Annotated in this window: 16 protein-coding genes; 4 read left to right on the forward strand and 12 right to left on the reverse strand. The window is 65.0% G+C overall.

Annotated elements, in window-relative coordinates; translation table 11 throughout:
• Positions 1 to 6: 6 nt before the first annotated feature.
• The gene (locus VCJ71_RS09595) at positions 7 to 1,446 is read right to left on the reverse strand and encodes a PQQ-dependent sugar dehydrogenase (protein ID WP_324640739.1); all 1,440 of its coding nucleotides are present in this window, start codon (positions 1,444 to 1,446) and stop codon (positions 7 to 9) included.
• A gap of 61 nt (positions 1,447 to 1,507) precedes the next feature.
• Between VCJ71_RS09595 and VCJ71_RS09600 the strand changes: the two genes are divergently transcribed.
• Together VCJ71_RS09600 and VCJ71_RS09605 are read left to right on the forward strand one after the other, a co-directional pair.
• Positions 1,508 to 1,996: a GAF domain-containing protein gene (locus VCJ71_RS09600; RefSeq protein ID WP_324640740.1), complete on the forward strand. Its 489-nt coding sequence runs from the start codon at positions 1,508 to 1,510 to the stop codon at positions 1,994 to 1,996.
• 147 nt (positions 1,997 to 2,143) lie between these two features.
• On the forward strand, positions 2,144 to 2,899 hold the full coding sequence (locus VCJ71_RS09605) for a glycine zipper 2TM domain-containing protein (RefSeq protein ID WP_324640741.1): 756 nt from the start codon (positions 2,144 to 2,146) through the stop codon (positions 2,897 to 2,899).
• A gap of 79 nt (positions 2,900 to 2,978) precedes the next feature.
• On the opposite strand, the gene VCJ71_RS09610 is transcribed toward VCJ71_RS09605, so the two are convergent.
• Genes VCJ71_RS09610 through VCJ71_RS09635 form a run of 6 tightly spaced genes read right to left on the reverse strand, consistent with a single transcriptional unit; the run spans position 2,979 to position 8,760 of the window.
• Positions 2,979 to 3,908 carry a ParB/RepB/Spo0J family partition protein gene (locus tag VCJ71_RS09610; RefSeq protein WP_324640742.1) on the reverse strand — a complete coding sequence of 310 codons (930 nt, stop codon included), beginning with the start codon at positions 3,906 to 3,908 and terminating at the stop codon, positions 2,979 to 2,981.
• Entirely contained in the window at positions 3,905 to 4,681 is a 777-nt protein-coding gene (locus VCJ71_RS09615; protein ID WP_290136438.1) for a ParA family protein, read from the reverse strand. Before VCJ71_RS09615 ends, VCJ71_RS09610 begins: the two co-directional genes overlap by 4 nt.
• Positions 4,678 to 5,301 carry a 16S rRNA (guanine(527)-N(7))-methyltransferase RsmG gene (rsmG, locus tag VCJ71_RS09620; protein ID WP_324640743.1) on the reverse strand — a complete coding sequence of 208 codons (624 nt, stop codon included), beginning with the start codon at positions 5,299 to 5,301 and terminating at the stop codon, positions 4,678 to 4,680. Before rsmG ends, VCJ71_RS09615 begins: the two co-directional genes overlap by 4 nt.
• On the reverse strand, positions 5,298 to 7,154 hold the full coding sequence (gene mnmG / locus VCJ71_RS09625) for a tRNA uridine-5-carboxymethylaminomethyl(34) synthesis enzyme MnmG (protein WP_324640744.1): 1,857 nt from the start codon (positions 7,152 to 7,154) through the stop codon (positions 5,298 to 5,300). The genes rsmG and mnmG overlap by 4 nt, the downstream gene beginning before the upstream one ends.
• A gap of 60 nt (positions 7,155 to 7,214) precedes the next feature.
• Positions 7,215 to 8,486, reverse strand: coding sequence for a tRNA uridine-5-carboxymethylaminomethyl(34) synthesis GTPase MnmE (mnmE, locus tag VCJ71_RS09630; protein ID WP_324640745.1), 1,272 nt, complete (start codon positions 8,484 to 8,486; stop codon positions 7,215 to 7,217).
• A 16-nt stretch (positions 8,487 to 8,502) separates the two neighbouring features.
• Positions 8,503 to 8,760, reverse strand: a complete 258-nt coding sequence (locus VCJ71_RS09635; protein ID WP_324640746.1) for a DUF6489 family protein — start codon at positions 8,758 to 8,760, stop codon at positions 8,503 to 8,505.
• A 97-nt stretch (positions 8,761 to 8,857) separates the two neighbouring features.
• Here VCJ71_RS09635 and VCJ71_RS09640 point away from each other — a divergent pair, with 97 nt between their 5' ends.
• Both VCJ71_RS09640 and VCJ71_RS09645 read left to right on the forward strand, forming a co-directional pair.
• On the forward strand, positions 8,858 to 9,556 hold the full coding sequence (locus VCJ71_RS09640) for a dienelactone hydrolase family protein (protein WP_324640747.1): 699 nt from the start codon (positions 8,858 to 8,860) through the stop codon (positions 9,554 to 9,556).
• A 12-nt stretch (positions 9,557 to 9,568) separates the two neighbouring features.
• Positions 9,569 to 11,149: an FMN-binding glutamate synthase family protein gene (locus VCJ71_RS09645; RefSeq protein WP_324640748.1), complete on the forward strand. Its 1,581-nt coding sequence runs from the start codon at positions 9,569 to 9,571 to the stop codon at positions 11,147 to 11,149.
• Here VCJ71_RS09645 and VCJ71_RS09650 read toward each other — a convergent pair whose 3' ends face one another.
• The 5 genes from VCJ71_RS09650 to hemE form a co-directional block, all read right to left on the reverse strand.
• Positions 11,150 to 11,683, reverse strand: coding sequence for an AAA family ATPase (locus VCJ71_RS09650; RefSeq protein ID WP_324640749.1), 534 nt, complete (start codon positions 11,681 to 11,683; stop codon positions 11,150 to 11,152). It lies immediately after the preceding gene.
• Positions 11,680 to 12,195, reverse strand: a complete 516-nt coding sequence (locus VCJ71_RS09655; protein WP_324640750.1) for a P-loop nucleotide/nucleoside kinase family protein — start codon at positions 12,193 to 12,195, stop codon at positions 11,680 to 11,682. The genes VCJ71_RS09650 and VCJ71_RS09655 overlap by 4 nt, the downstream gene beginning before the upstream one ends.
• 12 nt (positions 12,196 to 12,207) lie before the next feature.
• Positions 12,208 to 13,464, reverse strand: coding sequence for a transcription termination factor Rho (gene rho, locus VCJ71_RS09660; protein WP_290136447.1), 1,257 nt, complete (start codon positions 13,462 to 13,464; stop codon positions 12,208 to 12,210).
• Positions 13,465 to 13,656: 192 nt separating this feature from the next.
• Positions 13,657 to 14,097, reverse strand: a complete 441-nt coding sequence (locus VCJ71_RS09665; RefSeq protein ID WP_324640751.1) for a CopD family protein — start codon at positions 14,095 to 14,097, stop codon at positions 13,657 to 13,659.
• A 20-nt stretch (positions 14,098 to 14,117) separates the two neighbouring features.
• Positions 14,118 to 15,140 (reverse strand): uroporphyrinogen decarboxylase, encoded by a 1,023-nt coding sequence (gene hemE / locus VCJ71_RS09670; protein ID WP_324640752.1) that lies wholly within the window; start codon positions 15,138 to 15,140, stop codon positions 14,118 to 14,120.
• Positions 15,141 to 15,401 lie beyond the last annotated feature (261 nt).

The raw sequence follows: 15,401 nt of genomic DNA on the forward strand, positions 1-15,401 counted from the left end.
CTTCCGTCAATTGGTCCGGGCGTAGTCCTCGCCGAAACTCGCGCCGGCCGGGTTTGCACCGGTCGCGCGGCTCGGCAGGCGGCCGTAATTCAACCGCTCGATGGCGGGGGCCGGCTCCGCATCCTCCTTGATAACGCGCCAGATGATGCCCGCCGTATCGTCGCTGACGATGAGCGCACCGGTGTTGTCGAATGCGACCCAGGTCGGTCGCCCGCGCGTCGTCCCCTCGCCGGTCAGGAAGCCGCCTAGCACCGTCTGCGGTGTGCCGACCGGGCGACCGCGCTCGTCGAAGTCGACGAACACCACGTCGTAGCCCGACGGCGGCTTGCGGTTCCACGACCCGTGCCGCGCCACGAATGCGCCGCTGCCGAAGGTCTGGCCCATCCGGTGGCCTTCCGGCGTGAAGGCAAGGCCCAGCGCCGCGACGTGCGGACCCATGGCGTATACAGGCTTGCGGGCATATTCCTCAAGGAAGCGCGGCATCGGCCAGTCGACCCGCATGTCGCGCTCGAACCGCCAGTAGACCCACGGCCAGCCGTAATTCGCGCCGAAGGGCACATCGGTGAGGTAATCGGGCACGAGGTCGGAGCCGAGCATGTCGCGCTCGTTCACCGTGGTCCACAAGCGGCCCGACCACGGCGCGAAGGCGAGGCCGTTCGCATTCCGCAAGCCGACCGCCCACGGCGCCTGGCGCTTCTTGTCGAGATCGTAGGACCAGATCATCGCCCGCCCCTCTTCGGCTTCCTGTCCGTTCTCGCCGATGTTGGAGGCCGATCCGACCGCGATGTACAGCAGCGGCTCGTCCGGATCCTTGGCGATGTTGCGCATCCAGTGATTGCCCGCCGCGGGCAGGTCCATCAGCTTGCGAGGCGTGCCGGTGACTTTCGCCGCGCCCAGCGCGTAATCGAATTCGAGCAGCGCATCGTGGTTGGCGATCCACAGCTTGCCGTCTTCCCACGCGATGCCCGAAGGCGACGCCAGATCGTCACGAAGCACTGTGCGCACTTCCGCCACGCCGTCACCGTCCGCGTCGCGCAGCAGCACCAGCTGGTCGGGCGATACACCGCCTGCCCCCGCGCGACTCATCAGCTTGTCGGCGATCCAGCCCATCAAGCCGCCGCCCTCGCCCGCCGGCGCGCGGGTGAGGGTCACCAGCACATCGCCATTGGGCAGGGTGTAGAGCACGCGCGGATGCTCAAGCCCTTCGGCGAAGCGATTGACGGTGTACCCGGTCGGCGCGTCGGGCAATTCTGCCTCCGCCCAGCCCACCGGTTCCGCGATCGCGACGGTCGGGATCATCTGCGAATCGCCTTCGACCAAGGTCGGATCTGTCCCCGAAACCTCGTCCACCGAAAGCTCTGCCGGATCGCCGCGCCAGATCCACACGAACAGCGCGGCGAGGATCAGGGCGATGACGAGCAGGGTGATCAGCAGCTTTTTCTTCATGCCTGGCGGAATAGACCCGGGCGGGACTTGCGGCAATGGGCCACCGCCCTATGTCGCACCCATGTTCGATTTCCAGCCCGATCCCGACCAGCCCAAGGCGGTCCTGTACGACGACTTGCTGAGCGCGGCCGGTGCCCTGGTCGATGGCGAGCGCGACCCGGTCGCCAACATGGCCAACATTGCCGCCCTGTTGTGGCAATTTCTGCCCGACCTGAACTGGGCCGGGTTCTACCGCATGGTGGACGGCGAACTCGTGCTAGGCCCCTTTGTCGGCAAGCCGGCCTGCATCCGCATCGCCGTTGGCAGCGGGGTTTGCGGCACGGCCGTGTCCGAGCGGCGCACGCAACTGGTGGACGACGTGGAAGCATTCCCCGGCCACATCGCCTGCGATGGCGAGACGAAGTCGGAACTGGTGGTCCCGGTTGTGGCAAACGTTGAGGTCATCGCCGTGATTGACCTCGACAGCCCCATTCTCGCGCGGTTCGATGATGAAGATCGGGTAGGCGTAGAAGCGCTGGCGCAGCGCATCGCCCCGGCGATTTCGCACTGACGTCGCTCCGTCACTAGCGTTCCGAATCGGGGCACGCCCGCGCAAACCCTTGGTTGCGTGCGGATCGCGATGGTAAGTTTCGGGTTAATGGATCGGGCTGCGGCGCCGCTGTGGCTCCCCGTCCGCAATGCCTGAGAGGAGCCACGCATGACCAACCCCACGCTCGCCGCCGCGCTTGCCGCTGCCGGCCTTGCCGCTGCAGCGCCCGCCGCCGCGCAGGATTACGACCCGCTGCCGCCGCTCCCCGGTGCCGAGCAGGCCACTTACGAAGGCGAATGGCGGGGCGAGTGGGTCGAGGACGACCGCTACCAGGGCGAATGGACCGGCACCTATGACGGGCCTGCCGCCTATCGGGACGGCCCCTACTACGATTCGGCCGCGCGCGACGCCTGGCTCGATGAATGCCGCAGCCGTGGCCGCGACAGCAATATCGAAGGCGCCATCATCGGCGGCGTGATTGGCGGGATTGCCGGCAACCGGATCGCGGGCGAAGGCAACCGGCGGATCGGCACCGTCGTCGGCGGTGTCGTCGGCGCTGCGGCGGGTGCTGCCATCGATAGCGCGGAAGGCGGCTATGCCGACGAATGCGAGGCCTATCTGGACCGCTACATGGCCGGCGGTCACGGCGGCTACGGCTACCAGTCGGCTTATGGATATGGCCATTCGGGCTATTACGCAGGGTGCGGCTGCCAGGGCTACATGGCGACCCGCATGGTCCCGATCACAACCTATCGCTTCGGCCGGGTCGAATATGGCGAGGACATCATCGAGGAAGAAATCGAAGAGACGGTGATGGTGGAGGACGTGGTCTACGAAACGGTTCGCGAAGAAGTCGCGCCGGAGCCGACCAAGCGCGTCGAAATCAAGACCCAGCCGACCAAGCGGCTCCCTTACCGCAAGTAAGGCGGGGCCACTTACCGAGCGCCAGAAAATCGCGCCGCGCAACTTTTCGTGCGGCGCGGTTTTTCGTATCTCTTTGTAATTAAACGGTTTCGCCCGTCAGGCGCTGGCACACCAGGTCGAGCTGGTCGAGCGTGCGGTAGCGGATCGTCACCGCACCCGATCGCGGATCGGCGTCGGCAGCGATCTTCACCGACAGTCCTAGGAAATCCTCGAGATGCTGCTGCACGGCGAGAATGTCGGCGTTGGCCTCGCTTGCCCCGGCCGCTGCCGCAGACTTGCGCGATTTCGCCGGTCGACCGCCGCGAACGAGCTTTTCCAGCTCGCGGACGTTGAGCGACTTCGCGATGGCCGTCTCGGCCAGTTCGGTCGCGTCGTCATGGCCCACGAGCGCGCGGGCGTGGCCCATCGATAGCCGCCCTTCCGCGACGTGATCGATCACTTCCTGCGGCAGCGACAGCAGGCGCTGGAGGTTCGCGACATGGCTGCGCGACTTGTCGACCAACTTGGCGATATCCGCCTGGGTCATGTCCTCATATTCGGCAAGCCTTTGATAAGCTTGCGCTTCTTCGATTGGATTGAGGTCTTCACGCTGGATATTCTCGATCAGCGCGAGGGCCATCACATCGCGCTCTTCCAAATCGCGTACGATTGCAGGGATCTGGTGCAACCGCGCCTTTTGTGCCGCGCGCCAGCGCCGCTCGCCGGCCACCAGCTGGAAGCGACCGCCACTCAGGGGCCGGACAATGACCGGCTGGATAACGCCGCGCGCCGCGATGGAAGCGGCAAGCTCGGCCAGCGCGTCTTCGTCGAAATAGCGGCGCGGCTGTTCGGGATGCGGCTCGATGGAAGCCACGGCGATGGTCTTGAGGTCGCTTTCGCCTTCACCGCTCGATCTGTCGGCCGACACCACCAGCGGTTCTTCGCGCCGGGCTTCGCCCATCAGGGCGCCGAGGCCCCGGCCGAGCTTGCGACGCTGCGCCGGCTTGGTCTTGTCGGTGTCCTCGCTCATGCGGCTTTCCTTTCCTTCGGCAGGCGCCCGATCAACTCGCGCGCCAGCGCCATGTAGGCGCGGCTTCCCCGGCAGTTATGGTCGTAGATGAGCGCGGGCAACCCGTGGCTCGGCGCTTCCGACAGGCGCACATTGCGCGGAATCACCGTCTCGAACACCAGATTGCCGAGACAATCGCGCACATCGTCGGCGACTTGGTCGGTCAGGCGATTGCGGCGGTCGAACATGGTCAGCGCAACCCCGATAATGCCGAGATTGGGGTTGAGCGACTGCTGCACCTGCTCGACCGTCTGCAACAGCTGGCTCAGCCCCTCGAGCGCAAAAAATTCGCATTGTAGCGGGATCAGGAGGGTGTCAGCGGCGGTCAGCGCATTCAGCGTCAGCGTGCCGAGCGATGGCGGGCAATCGATCAGGCACACATCGTGGCCGCGATGCCCGGCCAGCGCATCCCGCAGGCGATAGGAACGGTCCTGGATACCGACGAGCTCGACTTCCGCCGCACTCAGGTCGACCGTAGCGGGGACGACCTGCATGCCGGGGATCGTGGTGTCGAAAATACATTCGCCGAGCGGCGCCTGATCGACAATCAACTCGTAGCTCGAGGAAGTACGCCGGTCGCTGGAAATCCCGACGCCGGTCGAAGCGTTGCCCTGCGGATCGAGATCTACCAGCAGTGTCTTCCAGCCCGTCGCCGCCATGGCCGTCGCGATATTGATGGCGGTGGTGGTCTTGCCCACCCCGCCTTTCTGGTTGGCGACCGCAATGGTGATCATGGTGCGACTCTTCCCTTCCCGACGAGGATTTTCGCCTCTTCATCCGTCAAAGATTGTTCCACGTGGAACAATTTGCGGCGCTTCGGCTTCAGCGCAGCCCATTCTTGCTCGGCAGAGCGGCCTTTCGGCAAGACCCACTCCGTGCGTGCTGTGGAGAAACGGGCGGATAAATCGAGCAGCTTGGGCAGCGGGGCGAAGGCGCGCGCGGAGATTACCGCAGTTTCGAAGGAATCCACGAGCTCGAGGCGCTTCCCCTCCACCCGGCAATTTTTGAGGCCCAGTCCCGTAATGCAACGCTCCAGCCAGTCGATCCGGCGGCGGCGTGACTCGACGAGGATGACTTCTCGTGCGGGGCAGAGAATGGCCACGACGAGGCCGGGAAGACCCGCGCCGGTGCCCAGATCGAGCCACGGGGATGTTTCACGTGAAACATGAACAACGAGCTGGGCGCTATCGGCGATATGGCGAACCCAAACGCTATCGAGGCTCGCTTGGGCGACTAGGTTCTGTTCCTCGTTCTCCGCCCGCAGCATGGCGGAAAATTGGTCAAGCTTCGCCATGGCGCCGTCGCCACCGATATCCGCCACGTAGGCACGGGCCTGCTCTTCACTGCCAATCATGCGGCGCGGGCCTGCGCCCGGCGTGCGTGAACGAGAAGCGCTGCAAGCGCGGCCGGAGTCACTCCGGGAACGCGACCTGCCGCAGCAAGCGTGGACGGCGCGGCAGCGGATAGCCGCTCGACCATTTCAGACGACAAGCCGGCAACGGACGCATAAGGGAAATTCGGCGCAAGAGGTACGTGTTCATTCGCACGAAGATCGCGAAGTTCGGCCTCCTGGCGGGCCAGATACGGCGCATAGAGCGCGTCTTCCGCCAATTCCTCGCCTACAGCGTCGTCAGGTTGCAAACCTTCAGGCAGAAATGCTGCTAGGTCGCCCAAGCTTATATCCGCATGGCCCAGCCATTCGCGCAACGTCTTGCTACCGCCATCCGCCCGGACATTAAGACCCGATTTGGAGAGCGCGTTGGCGGAGACCGGAGCGTCCAAGGCATTGTTCCACGTGGAACAGCGGGCCTCACGCCCCTCCAGCCACGCGCGCCGTTCGGCGCCAAGACATCCGAATTGCCCGGCCATCCCCGACAGCCTCGTCACCGCATTATTCGCCCGCAGACGCAGGCGGTACTCGGCGCGCGATGTGAGCATCCGGTACGGCTCGCTCACCCCCTGCAGCGTCAGATCGTCGATCATCACCGCCATGTAGCTGTTTGCCCTGTCGAGCGCGGGCGCGTCCTTATCGAGCACCGCGGCCGCCGCATGCATCCCCGCCACCAGGCCTTGCGCTGCCGCTTCCTCGTAACCCGTCGTGCCATTGATCTGACCAGCACAATAGAGGCCCGGCAGGGCTTTGACCTCGAGCGAGCGATCGAGAGCGCGCGGATCGATATGATCGTATTCGACCGCATAGCCCGGCACCACCATCTCCACCGCCTGCAGGCCGTCCATCGCCCGCAGCATGCCGAGCTGCACGTCGACCGGCAGCGAGGTGCTGATCCCGTTGGGATAAACGAGATGGGTGCGAAGCCCCTCGGGTTCGAGGAACACCCGGTGTCCGTCGCGGTCCCCGAAGCGGTGGATCTTGTCCTCGATCGAAGGGCAGTAGCGCGGCCCCTGCCCGGCAATGTCTCCGCCGAACAGGGGCGAACGGTCGAGATTGGCACGAATAATGTCGTGCGCGCGCTCGTTCGTGCGCGTGATGGCGCAAAAGACTTCCGGATTGATCCGTGCCTCGGTCGCGGCGGACATGGTCCACTGCTCGCTGTCGGACGGCTGCACTTCGAGAGCGGCCCAGTCGATCGTTCGCCCGTCGAGGCGTGGCGGCGTGCCGGTTTTCAAGCGCGCCAGCGGCAATTCGGCATCGCGAAGCTGCGCGGCAAGACGATGCGCGGCGCCCTCGCCGATGCGTCCGCCTTCCAGACGCTCTTCCCCGCGGAAGAGCTTGCCGCCGAGGAATGTGCCGGTGCACAGGATCACCGACCGGGATCCCACCCTGGTCCCATCGGCCAAGGTGACGCCGGTCACTCGCCCGCCAGCGAGGATCAACGATGCCGCCTCTCCCTCCACCAGCTCGAGGTTGCCAAGCGACGCGAGTTCCCGTTGGACCGCAGCCCGGAAAAGCTCGCGGTCGGCCTGGACGCGCGGCCCCTGCACGGCCGTGCCCTTGGATCGATTGAGCATGCGGTAATGGATCGCCGCGGCGTCTGCCGCCCTTGCGATGAGGCCGTCGAATGCGTCGACTTCCCGGACCAGGTGCCCCTTGCCGAGCCCGCCTATCGCAGGATTGCAGCTCATCGCGCCGATCTTTCCGAGATCGAAGCTGACGAGGGCAACGCGCGCGCCCATCCTCGCGGCCACAGCAGCCGCCTCACAGCCGGCGTGACCGCCGCCTACGACAAGGACATCGAAAGTTTGCATGGCGACGCAATAGGCGCGTCGGGAAGGGCGGTCAAAGACTTGTGTGTTCCACGTGGAACATCATTTCCCGATGCAAAAGCGCGCGAACAGCGTGTCGAGCATATCCTCGGTCGAGGCGCGCCCAAGCAAGCGATCGAACGCCGCCCGGACAGTCCGCAATTCTTCGCCGAGCAAGATCCAGTCGGCTTGCCCCGCTGCCCGTCCGAGCGCCTCTGCAGCCGCCGCCAGATGCGTCCGCTGCCTCGCGTTGAGGGCGGCCTCCCCCGGCTTCGGCAACGCATCCCGCGCCCGTTCGATCAGGATGGCTTTCAGCTCGCCGATACCCTGCCCCGTGATGGCCGATACGGCATGACCGTCCGCCTTGCCCTCACCCGCCAGATCCGCGCGTGGCGAAATCTCGACGGCACCGGCGGGCCCCCCGCCTTCTTCGCCGAGCCACAGAACGCAGTCGGCGCGCGCCAGTTCGGCGTCCGCGCGATCGATGCCGATGCGCTCGATCGCGTCGTCGGTCTCGCCCCGCAGTCCGGCGGTATCAACGAAAGTGAACGGCACTCCGCCGAGCGCCACCGGGGCCTCGATCACATCGCGGGTCGTCCCGGCGATGTCGGAGACGATCGCTGCTTCCCGCTCGATCAAGGCGTTGAAAAGCGTAGATTTCCCGGCATTGGGCGGACCTGCTAGCGCAACACGGTATCCCTCGCGCAACTTTTCGGCCGCGGGCCGTTCCAGCCACGTGTCCAGTTCGCTGCGAAGTGCGTCCACCCGCCGCCGAAATTCGGCGTCCGGCTCCGGCACATCGTCCTCATCGGAAAAATCGAGCGCGCTTTCCACTTCCGCCGACAGGCGAAGAACCTGCTCGTTCCATGCCGCGATCTGCCGCGAGAACCCTCCCCCGGCGAAATCCATCGCGGCGCGGCGTTGCAGCTCGGTTTCTGCGGCCAACAGGTCGCCCAGCCCTTCCGCCTCGGCCAAGTCGAGCCGGCCATTGGCAAAGGCGCGCCGGGTAAACTCGCCCGGCTCGGCCGGACGCAGGCCCTCCATCGCGGACAGCGCCGACATGACCGCCGCGACCACCGCCCGCCCGCCATGGCAATGGAGTTCCGCCGTATCCTCGCCTGTCGCATTCTCCGGTCCCGGCAGCCACAGCACGAGCGCTTCGTCGAGCGTCGCACCCGCGCCATCGCGCAGGCGAGCGAGAGCGGTGCGGCGCGGTTCGAAAAAACGACCCGTCAGGCTGGCCAAAGCCTCGCCAGCGGCAGGGCCGGAAATCCTGATGGCCGCGATAGCAGCGGGCGGCGCGCCGCTCGACAGGGCGAAGATCGTGTCGGTCACTGACAGGAATTCGAACTTAGTCGTCGGCCTTGTCGGTCTTGCCGCCCGCCGTGCGGGAGCTCGCCTGGACGAAATCCTGGAACAGCTTCAGGCCCATCTGGCCCATCGGCGCCATCTGCCGGGCATAGTCCTGCAGCTGGTCGAGGTTGGAGACGCCCTTCATCGCTTTCGTGAACTGCTCGACATAGACCGCGTTGGCCTTGTCGACATCGGGAAGCCCCATGAACTGGCGCGCTTCCTCCGGTGTGCAGTCGATCTCGATATTGACTTTCATGGGAACCCCCTTTGCAACATGACGCTTAGATGGTGGAAACACGCGCCCCTGCCAAGGGCGGGCAGCGATAATCGATCAGCGGGAAGGACCAGCCGAGATGACCACCAACGTTACCATCAATTCCTTCGATGGCGGCCATACGTTCGAAGCCTACGTCGCCCGGCCGGCCGACACTCCGACTGCGGCCATCGTAGTGATCCAGGAAATCTTCGGCGTGAATGCGGGTATCCGGCGCAAGTGCGACGTGTTGGCCGAGCAAGGCTATCTCGCCGTCGCGCCCGACCTGTTCCACCAGTTCGAACCCGGCATCGAGCTCGACCCCGATATCGAGCCGGAAATGAACAAGGCCTTGGATTACTTCGGCAAATTAGACCAGGATCATGGCGTCCGCGATATCGAGGCGACGATCAAGCATATCCGCGAGAACGAGGGATGCGGCAAGGTCGGCGCGGTCGGCTACTGCCTCGGCGGAAGGCTCGCCTACATGACCGCGGCGCGGACCGACAGCGACGCGACGGTCGGTTACTACGCGGTCGGGGTGGACAACCTGCTGGGCGAGAAAGCCTCCATCGCGAATCCGCTGATGCTGCATATCCCGGAAGAAGACGGCTTCGTCGACAAGGACACGCAAAAGGCGATGCACGAAGGGCTGGACGACCACCCCAAGGTCACGCTTTACGATTATCCCGGCCTCGACCACGGCTTTGCCACCCAGTTCGGGGAGCGGCGTGACGAGGAAGGTGCGCAGCTTGCCGACAGCCGCACCGATGCCTTCTTCAAGGAGCACTTGGGATAAGGCGGGCAGGCGATGCCCTGGCGCTACGCAATCCCGCTGATCCTGCTGGGGTTATGTGCCTTGGGCGTGTGGCTGTGGTGGCCGTCGCTGTTCCTTCTCGGCCCTGCCCTGGCGCTGGCGGTGTGGGACTTTTTCCAGTCCGACCATACACTTAGGCGGAATTACCCGCTCCTGGCTCGCATCCGCTGGATCATGGAAGACCTGCGGCCGTTTGCGCAGGCCTATATCGTAGAGGACGATCTCGACGGGCGGCCTTTCAGTCACCAGGAACGCGCGCTCATCTATGCCCGTGCCAAGGGCGATCTCGACGCCCATCCCATGGGTACCGAGCTCGACGTCTATTCCGACGAATACGAGTGGCTGAGCCATTCGATCGTGCCCAAGGCCGACGTTCCCGATACGTGGCGGCTCGATATTGGGCGGGGGACTTGCGCCCAGCCCTATTCCAGCTCCTTGCTCAATATTTCCGCCATGAGCTACGGCTCGCTGTCCGCCCGCGCGATCGAGGCGCTCAATTTGGGCGCGAAACAGGGTGGTTTCCTGCACAACACGGGCGAAGGCAGCATCAGCCGCTACCACCGCAAGCACGGCGGCGACCTGACCTGGGAAATCGGTAGCGGCTATTTCGGTTGCCGCGCGGACGACGGCAGTTTCGATGCCGCAAAATTCGCCGACAATGCAGCCGATCCTCAGGTCAAGATGATAGAGGTCAAGCTGAGCCAGGGCGCAAAGCCGGGCCACGGCGGCGTTCTCCCCGGCGACAAGGTCACGCAAGAGATTGCCGAGGCACGCGGCGTTCCCGTGGGCCAGACGGTAACCTCCCCGGCGGCACACTCGACCTTTTCAACCCCGATCGAACTGCTGGAATGGCTGGCACGGCTGCGGGAGCTTTCGGGCGGCAAGCCGGTCGGCATCAAGCTGTGCGTGGGCAAGCCGCACGAGGTGATGGCGCTGGCCAAGGCGATGCGGAAGACCGGCCTCACGCCCGATTTCATTACCGTGGACGGGGCCGAAGGCGGCACCGGCGCGGCGCCGCTGGAGCTGTCGAATTCGGTCGGCATGCCGCTGCGCGAAGGGATGATCTGGGTCCGCAACGCCCTCGTCGGGACCGGGCAGCGCGATGCGGTGAAGATCGCGGCTTCGGGCAAGATCCATTCCGGCGCGCAGATGGCCAAGATGTTCGCGCTGGGTGCCGATTGGTGCAATGCCGCGCGGCCTTTCATGTTCTCGCTCGGCTGCGTCCAGTCGATGCAATGCCATACCGGCAACTGCCCGACGGGCGTCGCAACGCAGAAGGCGTGGCGGCAGCAAGGCCTGGTGATCGAGGACAAGGCACCGCGCGTCGCCCGCTTCCAGCGCCAGACCCTGCATTCCCTGCGCGAAATCGTGGTGGCGATGGGGTTACCAGATCCCTGGTCAATCACCCCGGCAGACATGCGCGAGCGATTGAATGGCGCAAAGTCCTCTGCCGTCGACCGGATATACACCTTCGTGGAGCCCGGCCAGCTGTTGGACGATGCCGATTCCACCCCGCTCGCCTATGCATGGAACGCGGCGAGCGCGGAGACTTTCGACTGCCAGCGCGCGGACTGATCAGAGCCGTTCGAGAACGAAAGCGGCCCTGTCCGCCGGGTCCGTTTCGGGCAACGGGATCAGCTTATAGCCATAGTCGCGCCACGCGGCAGCGACCGCACGATCGCTGGCGACGGCTTGCTCCCATGACTGGATCCGCTGTGCATCCTGGCGGTAGATCTCCCGCCACGCGGCGGCATGGAAGACCGGCCCGGCATAGCGATATTCGCGGCACACGCGATCGATCTCGCCCAGCACCGCCAGGCCTTCGACCCGCAGGAAACCCACGATGTCTGGAAAACCGCGGTCGAACAGGACGGGTCCATCGCTATCCGAGAACCGCGCCCAGCTTTCGAGTTGCGCGTCCAGCATCGCATGCGCGAAGCCCACGGGATCGGACGCGCGTAGCTCCATCCCGCCGGGTGCCTGCAGGATGGTCCGCGCGACTTCGGGTCCGATCGCGACTCCGCGGGCCTCAACTGCATCCAGCAAAGTCGACTTGCCCCCGCCCGGCGCGCCGGTGACCACGGCGAAGTTCGGGCGGGACGTGGTCATGGCGGGGAGGAACCGTCGATACGGCGTCCGCCGCCCTCGCTCCATTCGGCCTCGTCCGGCGGCTCCCACAGGCCTTCCATGAAGTCGAACATGTCGCGGGTGACTTCCATCGCGTAAGTCTCGCCGCGCTCCTTGTTGCGGCGATTGACGCGGTACCAGCGCTCATCAGCCGGAACATCGACGAAATGCACCACGGCCGAGAGTCCCGCGTCTTCTGCAAGCGCGCGGAACTTGTCGCGGTGGTCCCTCTTCGTGAAACCCAGATCGAGCACGGCGGGCACCCCGCGGCTCGCCAGTTGCTGCACTTGCGCGAAAATCTGAGCTTCGCAGCGGTTTACCCGCTCCATCGTCCAGGCGAACTGGATCGGCTGCGGGCTGTCGGCCCAGAACAGCGTCATCATCCATTCGTCGATGGAAAAACGGACCCCGCCGATCTCGTCGGCCAGGGTCCGCGCATAGGTCGTCTTGCCCGCGCCGGTGCAGCCGACCACCATGAAGATGTCCGCTGCCACCGCGCGCTTTCCTTACTGGTTCATCGTGGCGAAGAAATCTTCGTTGGTCTTGGAATCCTTCATCTTGTCGAGGAGGAATTCCATCGAATCGATCGTACCCATCTGCATCAGGATGCGGCGCAGGACCCACATCTTGGACAGGTTGTCCTTGTCCACCAGCAGCTCTTCCTTGCGGGTGCCGGACTTGCCGACGTCCAGTGCCGGGAAGATGCGCTTGTCGGCCACCTTGCGGTCGAGCACGATTTCGCTGTTGCCGGTGCCCTTGAACTCTTCGAAGATCACTTCGTCCATTCGGCTGCCGGTATCGATCAGCGCGGTGGCGATGATGGAAAGCGAGCCGCCTTCCTCGATGTTGCGCGCCGCACCGAAGAAGCGCTTCGGGCGCTGCAAGGCGTTGGCATCCACACCGCCGGTCAGCACCTTGCCCGAGCTCGGCACCACGGTGTTGTAGGCGCGGCCGAGGCGGGTGATGGAATCGAGCAGGATGACAACGTCCTTCTTGTGCTCGACCAGGCGCTTGGCTTTCTCGATCACCATTTCGGCAACCTGCACGTGGCGCGTGGCAGGCTCGTCGAAGGTGGAGGAGATCACCTCGCCCTTCACGCTGCGCTGCATGTCGGTGACTTCCTCCGGCCGTTCGTCGACCAGCAGGACCAGCAGGAACACTTCGGGATGGTTGTCGGTGATCGCCTTGGCGATGTTCTGCAGCAGCACCGTCTTACCGGTCCGCGGCGGGGCGACGATCAGCGCGCGCTGGCCCTTGCCCTGCGGGCTGATGATATCGATCACGCGGGCCGACTTGTCCTTCACCGTCGGGTCGAGCGTGTCGAGATTCAACTTCTCTTCCGGGTACAGCGGCGTGAGGTTGTCGAAATTGGTCCGGGTGCGGACCTGGTCGGGATCCTCGTAATTGACCGTTTGCAGCTTGGTCAGCGCGAAATAGCGTTCGCCGTCCTTCGGCCCGCGGATTTCGCCTTCCACCGTATCGCCGGTGCGCAGGCCCCATTTGCGGACCTGGTTGGGGGAGACGTAGATATCGTCCGGCCCGGCGAGGTAGTTCGCCTCGGGGCTGCGCAGGAAGCCGAAACCGTCGTTGAGCACTTCGATCGTGCCCATCCCGATGATTTCCTCGCCGTCGTCCGCAACCTCTTTCAGGATCGCGAACATCAGGTCCTGGCGGCGCATGGTGCTGGCGCCCTCGACGCCCATTTCCTCGGCCATCGCGACCAGCTCTGCGGGCGCTTTCTGCTTGAGTTCTTTAAGATGCATGTGTCGTGTTTTCCGTATTCGAAAGTCGTGAGAGCCGGCGGGCCGTAAGGGCTTGGAGAAAGCAGGCCGGACGTCGCGAATGAAAGCTGCGAGTCCACCGGTCGGGTTCGAGATAGGCCTCGCTGGCTGGCCCGTCAATTCACCGCAGCATCGCGCGGCGGTATTCGCGGCACGACCTGCCGTTTTACCGGCTCAGAAGGGCTTCACGATCACCAGGATGACGATCAGCGCCACCAGCACGGCCGGCACCTCGCCCCACAGGCGCAGCTGGCGTTCGGTGAGCGGCCGCTCGCCCCGCGCCATCGCCTTGGCCCGGCTGACGATCCAGCCGTGATAGGCCGACATGGCCAGGACCAGCAGCAGCTTGGCATGGAACCAGCCCTGGTCGAACGCGCCGATGGTGACCGCCAGCAGCAGGCCGAGGACCCATACGACCACCAGCGACGGCGTCAGGATCACGCGCCGCAGCGTCGCCCCGCGCTCCGCCCACAGCGCTTCCTCGTCGGATCCCGCGGGTGCGGCGTGCATGTAGACGAGCTGGCGCGGCGCTATGAACAGGCCCGCCATCCAGAAGATGACGAAAATGATATGCGCGGCCTTGAGCCAGAAATAGAGGGTGTTCAGCAGGTCCATGACGCGTGCCTATAGGCGCTCTAGGCGCGGTTGCGAACCCGCTCCAGCACGCATTCGACATGGGCGATGGGTGTCGTCCGGTCGATGCCGTGGCCGAGATTGAAGATATGCGGCCGGCCCGCGAATGTCTCAAGGATGGCGTCCACCCCGCGATCGAGCGCGTCTCCGCCGGCAAGCAGCAACAGAGGATCGAGATTGCCCTGCAGCGGCAGGCCGGTGGGCAGGACCCGCACGGCCCATTCGGGATCGACCGTCTCGTCCAGCCCTAAACCGTCCACACCGGTCCCCGCGGCATAATCGGGAAGCTTCGCGCCGGAACCCTTGGGAAAGCCGATGATGGGCGCTTCGGGATGGCGCTTGCGCACGGCGCTGACGATGGCCGCGTTGGGCTCGATCACCCAGCGGTCGAATTCGCGCGGGGCGAGGCTGCCCGCCCAGCTGTCGAACAATTGCACGGCCTCTGCCCCGGCTTCGATCTGGCCGCACAGATATTCCACGGTGACGTCCGCGATCCGGTCGATCAGCGCGGCGAAGCGATCGCGGTCGGCATAGGCCATCCTGCGCGCTGCCATCTGGTCCTTCGACCCCTCGCCGTTCACCATGTAGGTCGCGACCGTCCACGGGGAGCCGGCAAAGCCCAGCATGGTGCACTCCGGCGCGATCATGCTGCGGACCTGCCGCACCGTGTCATAGATGGGCGCCAAGCGCTCCATCGCCGGCGACAGGTCCTCCAGCGCAGCATCGGCAAGCCGGGGCGACAGGTGCGGCCCCTCGCCGGCCAGGAACTGCAGGTCCTGCCCCATGGCGTAGGGCACGATCAGGATGTCGGAAAACAGGATCGCCCCGTCGAAAGCGAAGCGGCGCAGCGGCTGGACGGTCACTTCGGCCGCGGCAGCGGTGTCGTAGACCAGTTCCAGGAACCCGCCCTTCTCTGCCCGCAATTCGCGGTATTCCGGCAGGTAGCGTCCTGCCTGCCGCATGAACCAGACCGGGGGCGTGGACGCGATATTTCCGCGCAATGTGTCGAGGAGAGGACCAGGCATCGAGGTGATCAATCCAATTAAAAATGATTTTATGAAAGGTAGATGGAGTCTGTTGGCCCTGTGGAAAGCGGGGATTGCAGCGCCCTGCCCGATTTCTCCCGCGATGAACAGGGGGCGGAGGCGATGCGACTCTGGCTGACTCGGGAGTCAAACAAAACCTGTCCCCGTTGCCCACAGCCTGTCCAAAAGCCCGCCCACATGGGTGCAACCCTGCTCGCCCGTAAGCGGGAAACGGGCAGCAAATCCGTCCCGAACTTGTCG

The organism is Pseudoblastomonas aquimaris (assembly GCF_035481675.1).
Lineage (GTDB): Bacteria > Pseudomonadota > Alphaproteobacteria > Sphingomonadales > Sphingomonadaceae > Alteriqipengyuania_B.

Excerpts from the sequence above, each read along its gene's own strand:
- hemE (WP_324640752.1), bottom strand. The coding sequence starts at position 15,140 with ATGCCTGGTCCTCTCCTCGACACATTGCGCGGAAATATCGCGTCCACG.
- rho (WP_290136447.1), bottom strand. The coding sequence starts at position 13,464 with ATGCATCTTAAAGAACTCAAGCAGAAAGCGCCCGCAGAGCTGGTCGCG.
- VCJ71_RS09645 (WP_324640748.1), top strand. The coding sequence starts at position 9,569 with ATGCCCTGGCGCTACGCAATCCCGCTGATCCTGCTGGGGTTATGTGCC.
- rsmG (WP_324640743.1), bottom strand. The coding sequence starts at position 5,301 with ATGATTGGCAGTGAAGAGCAGGCCCGTGCCTACGTGGCGGATATCGGT.
- VCJ71_RS09650 (WP_324640749.1), bottom strand. The coding sequence starts at position 11,683 with ATGACCACGTCCCGCCCGAACTTCGCCGTGGTCACCGGCGCGCCGGGC.
- VCJ71_RS09665 (WP_324640751.1), bottom strand. The coding sequence starts at position 14,097 with ATGGACCTGCTGAACACCCTCTATTTCTGGCTCAAGGCCGCGCATATC.
- VCJ71_RS09595 (WP_324640739.1), bottom strand. The coding sequence starts at position 1,446 with ATGAAGAAAAAGCTGCTGATCACCCTGCTCGTCATCGCCCTGATCCTC.
- VCJ71_RS09610 (WP_324640742.1), bottom strand. The coding sequence starts at position 3,908 with ATGAGCGAGGACACCGACAAGACCAAGCCGGCGCAGCGTCGCAAGCTC.
- VCJ71_RS09640 (WP_324640747.1), top strand. The coding sequence starts at position 8,858 with ATGACCACCAACGTTACCATCAATTCCTTCGATGGCGGCCATACGTTC.
- VCJ71_RS09635 (WP_324640746.1), bottom strand. The coding sequence starts at position 8,760 with ATGAAAGTCAATATCGAGATCGACTGCACACCGGAGGAAGCGCGCCAG.
- VCJ71_RS09605 (WP_324640741.1), top strand. The coding sequence starts at position 2,144 with ATGACCAACCCCACGCTCGCCGCCGCGCTTGCCGCTGCCGGCCTTGCC.
- mnmG (WP_324640744.1), bottom strand. The coding sequence starts at position 7,154 with ATGCAAACTTTCGATGTCCTTGTCGTAGGCGGCGGTCACGCCGGCTGT.
- VCJ71_RS09615 (WP_290136438.1), bottom strand. The coding sequence starts at position 4,681 with ATGATCACCATTGCGGTCGCCAACCAGAAAGGCGGGGTGGGCAAGACC.
- VCJ71_RS09600 (WP_324640740.1), top strand. The coding sequence starts at position 1,508 with ATGTTCGATTTCCAGCCCGATCCCGACCAGCCCAAGGCGGTCCTGTAC.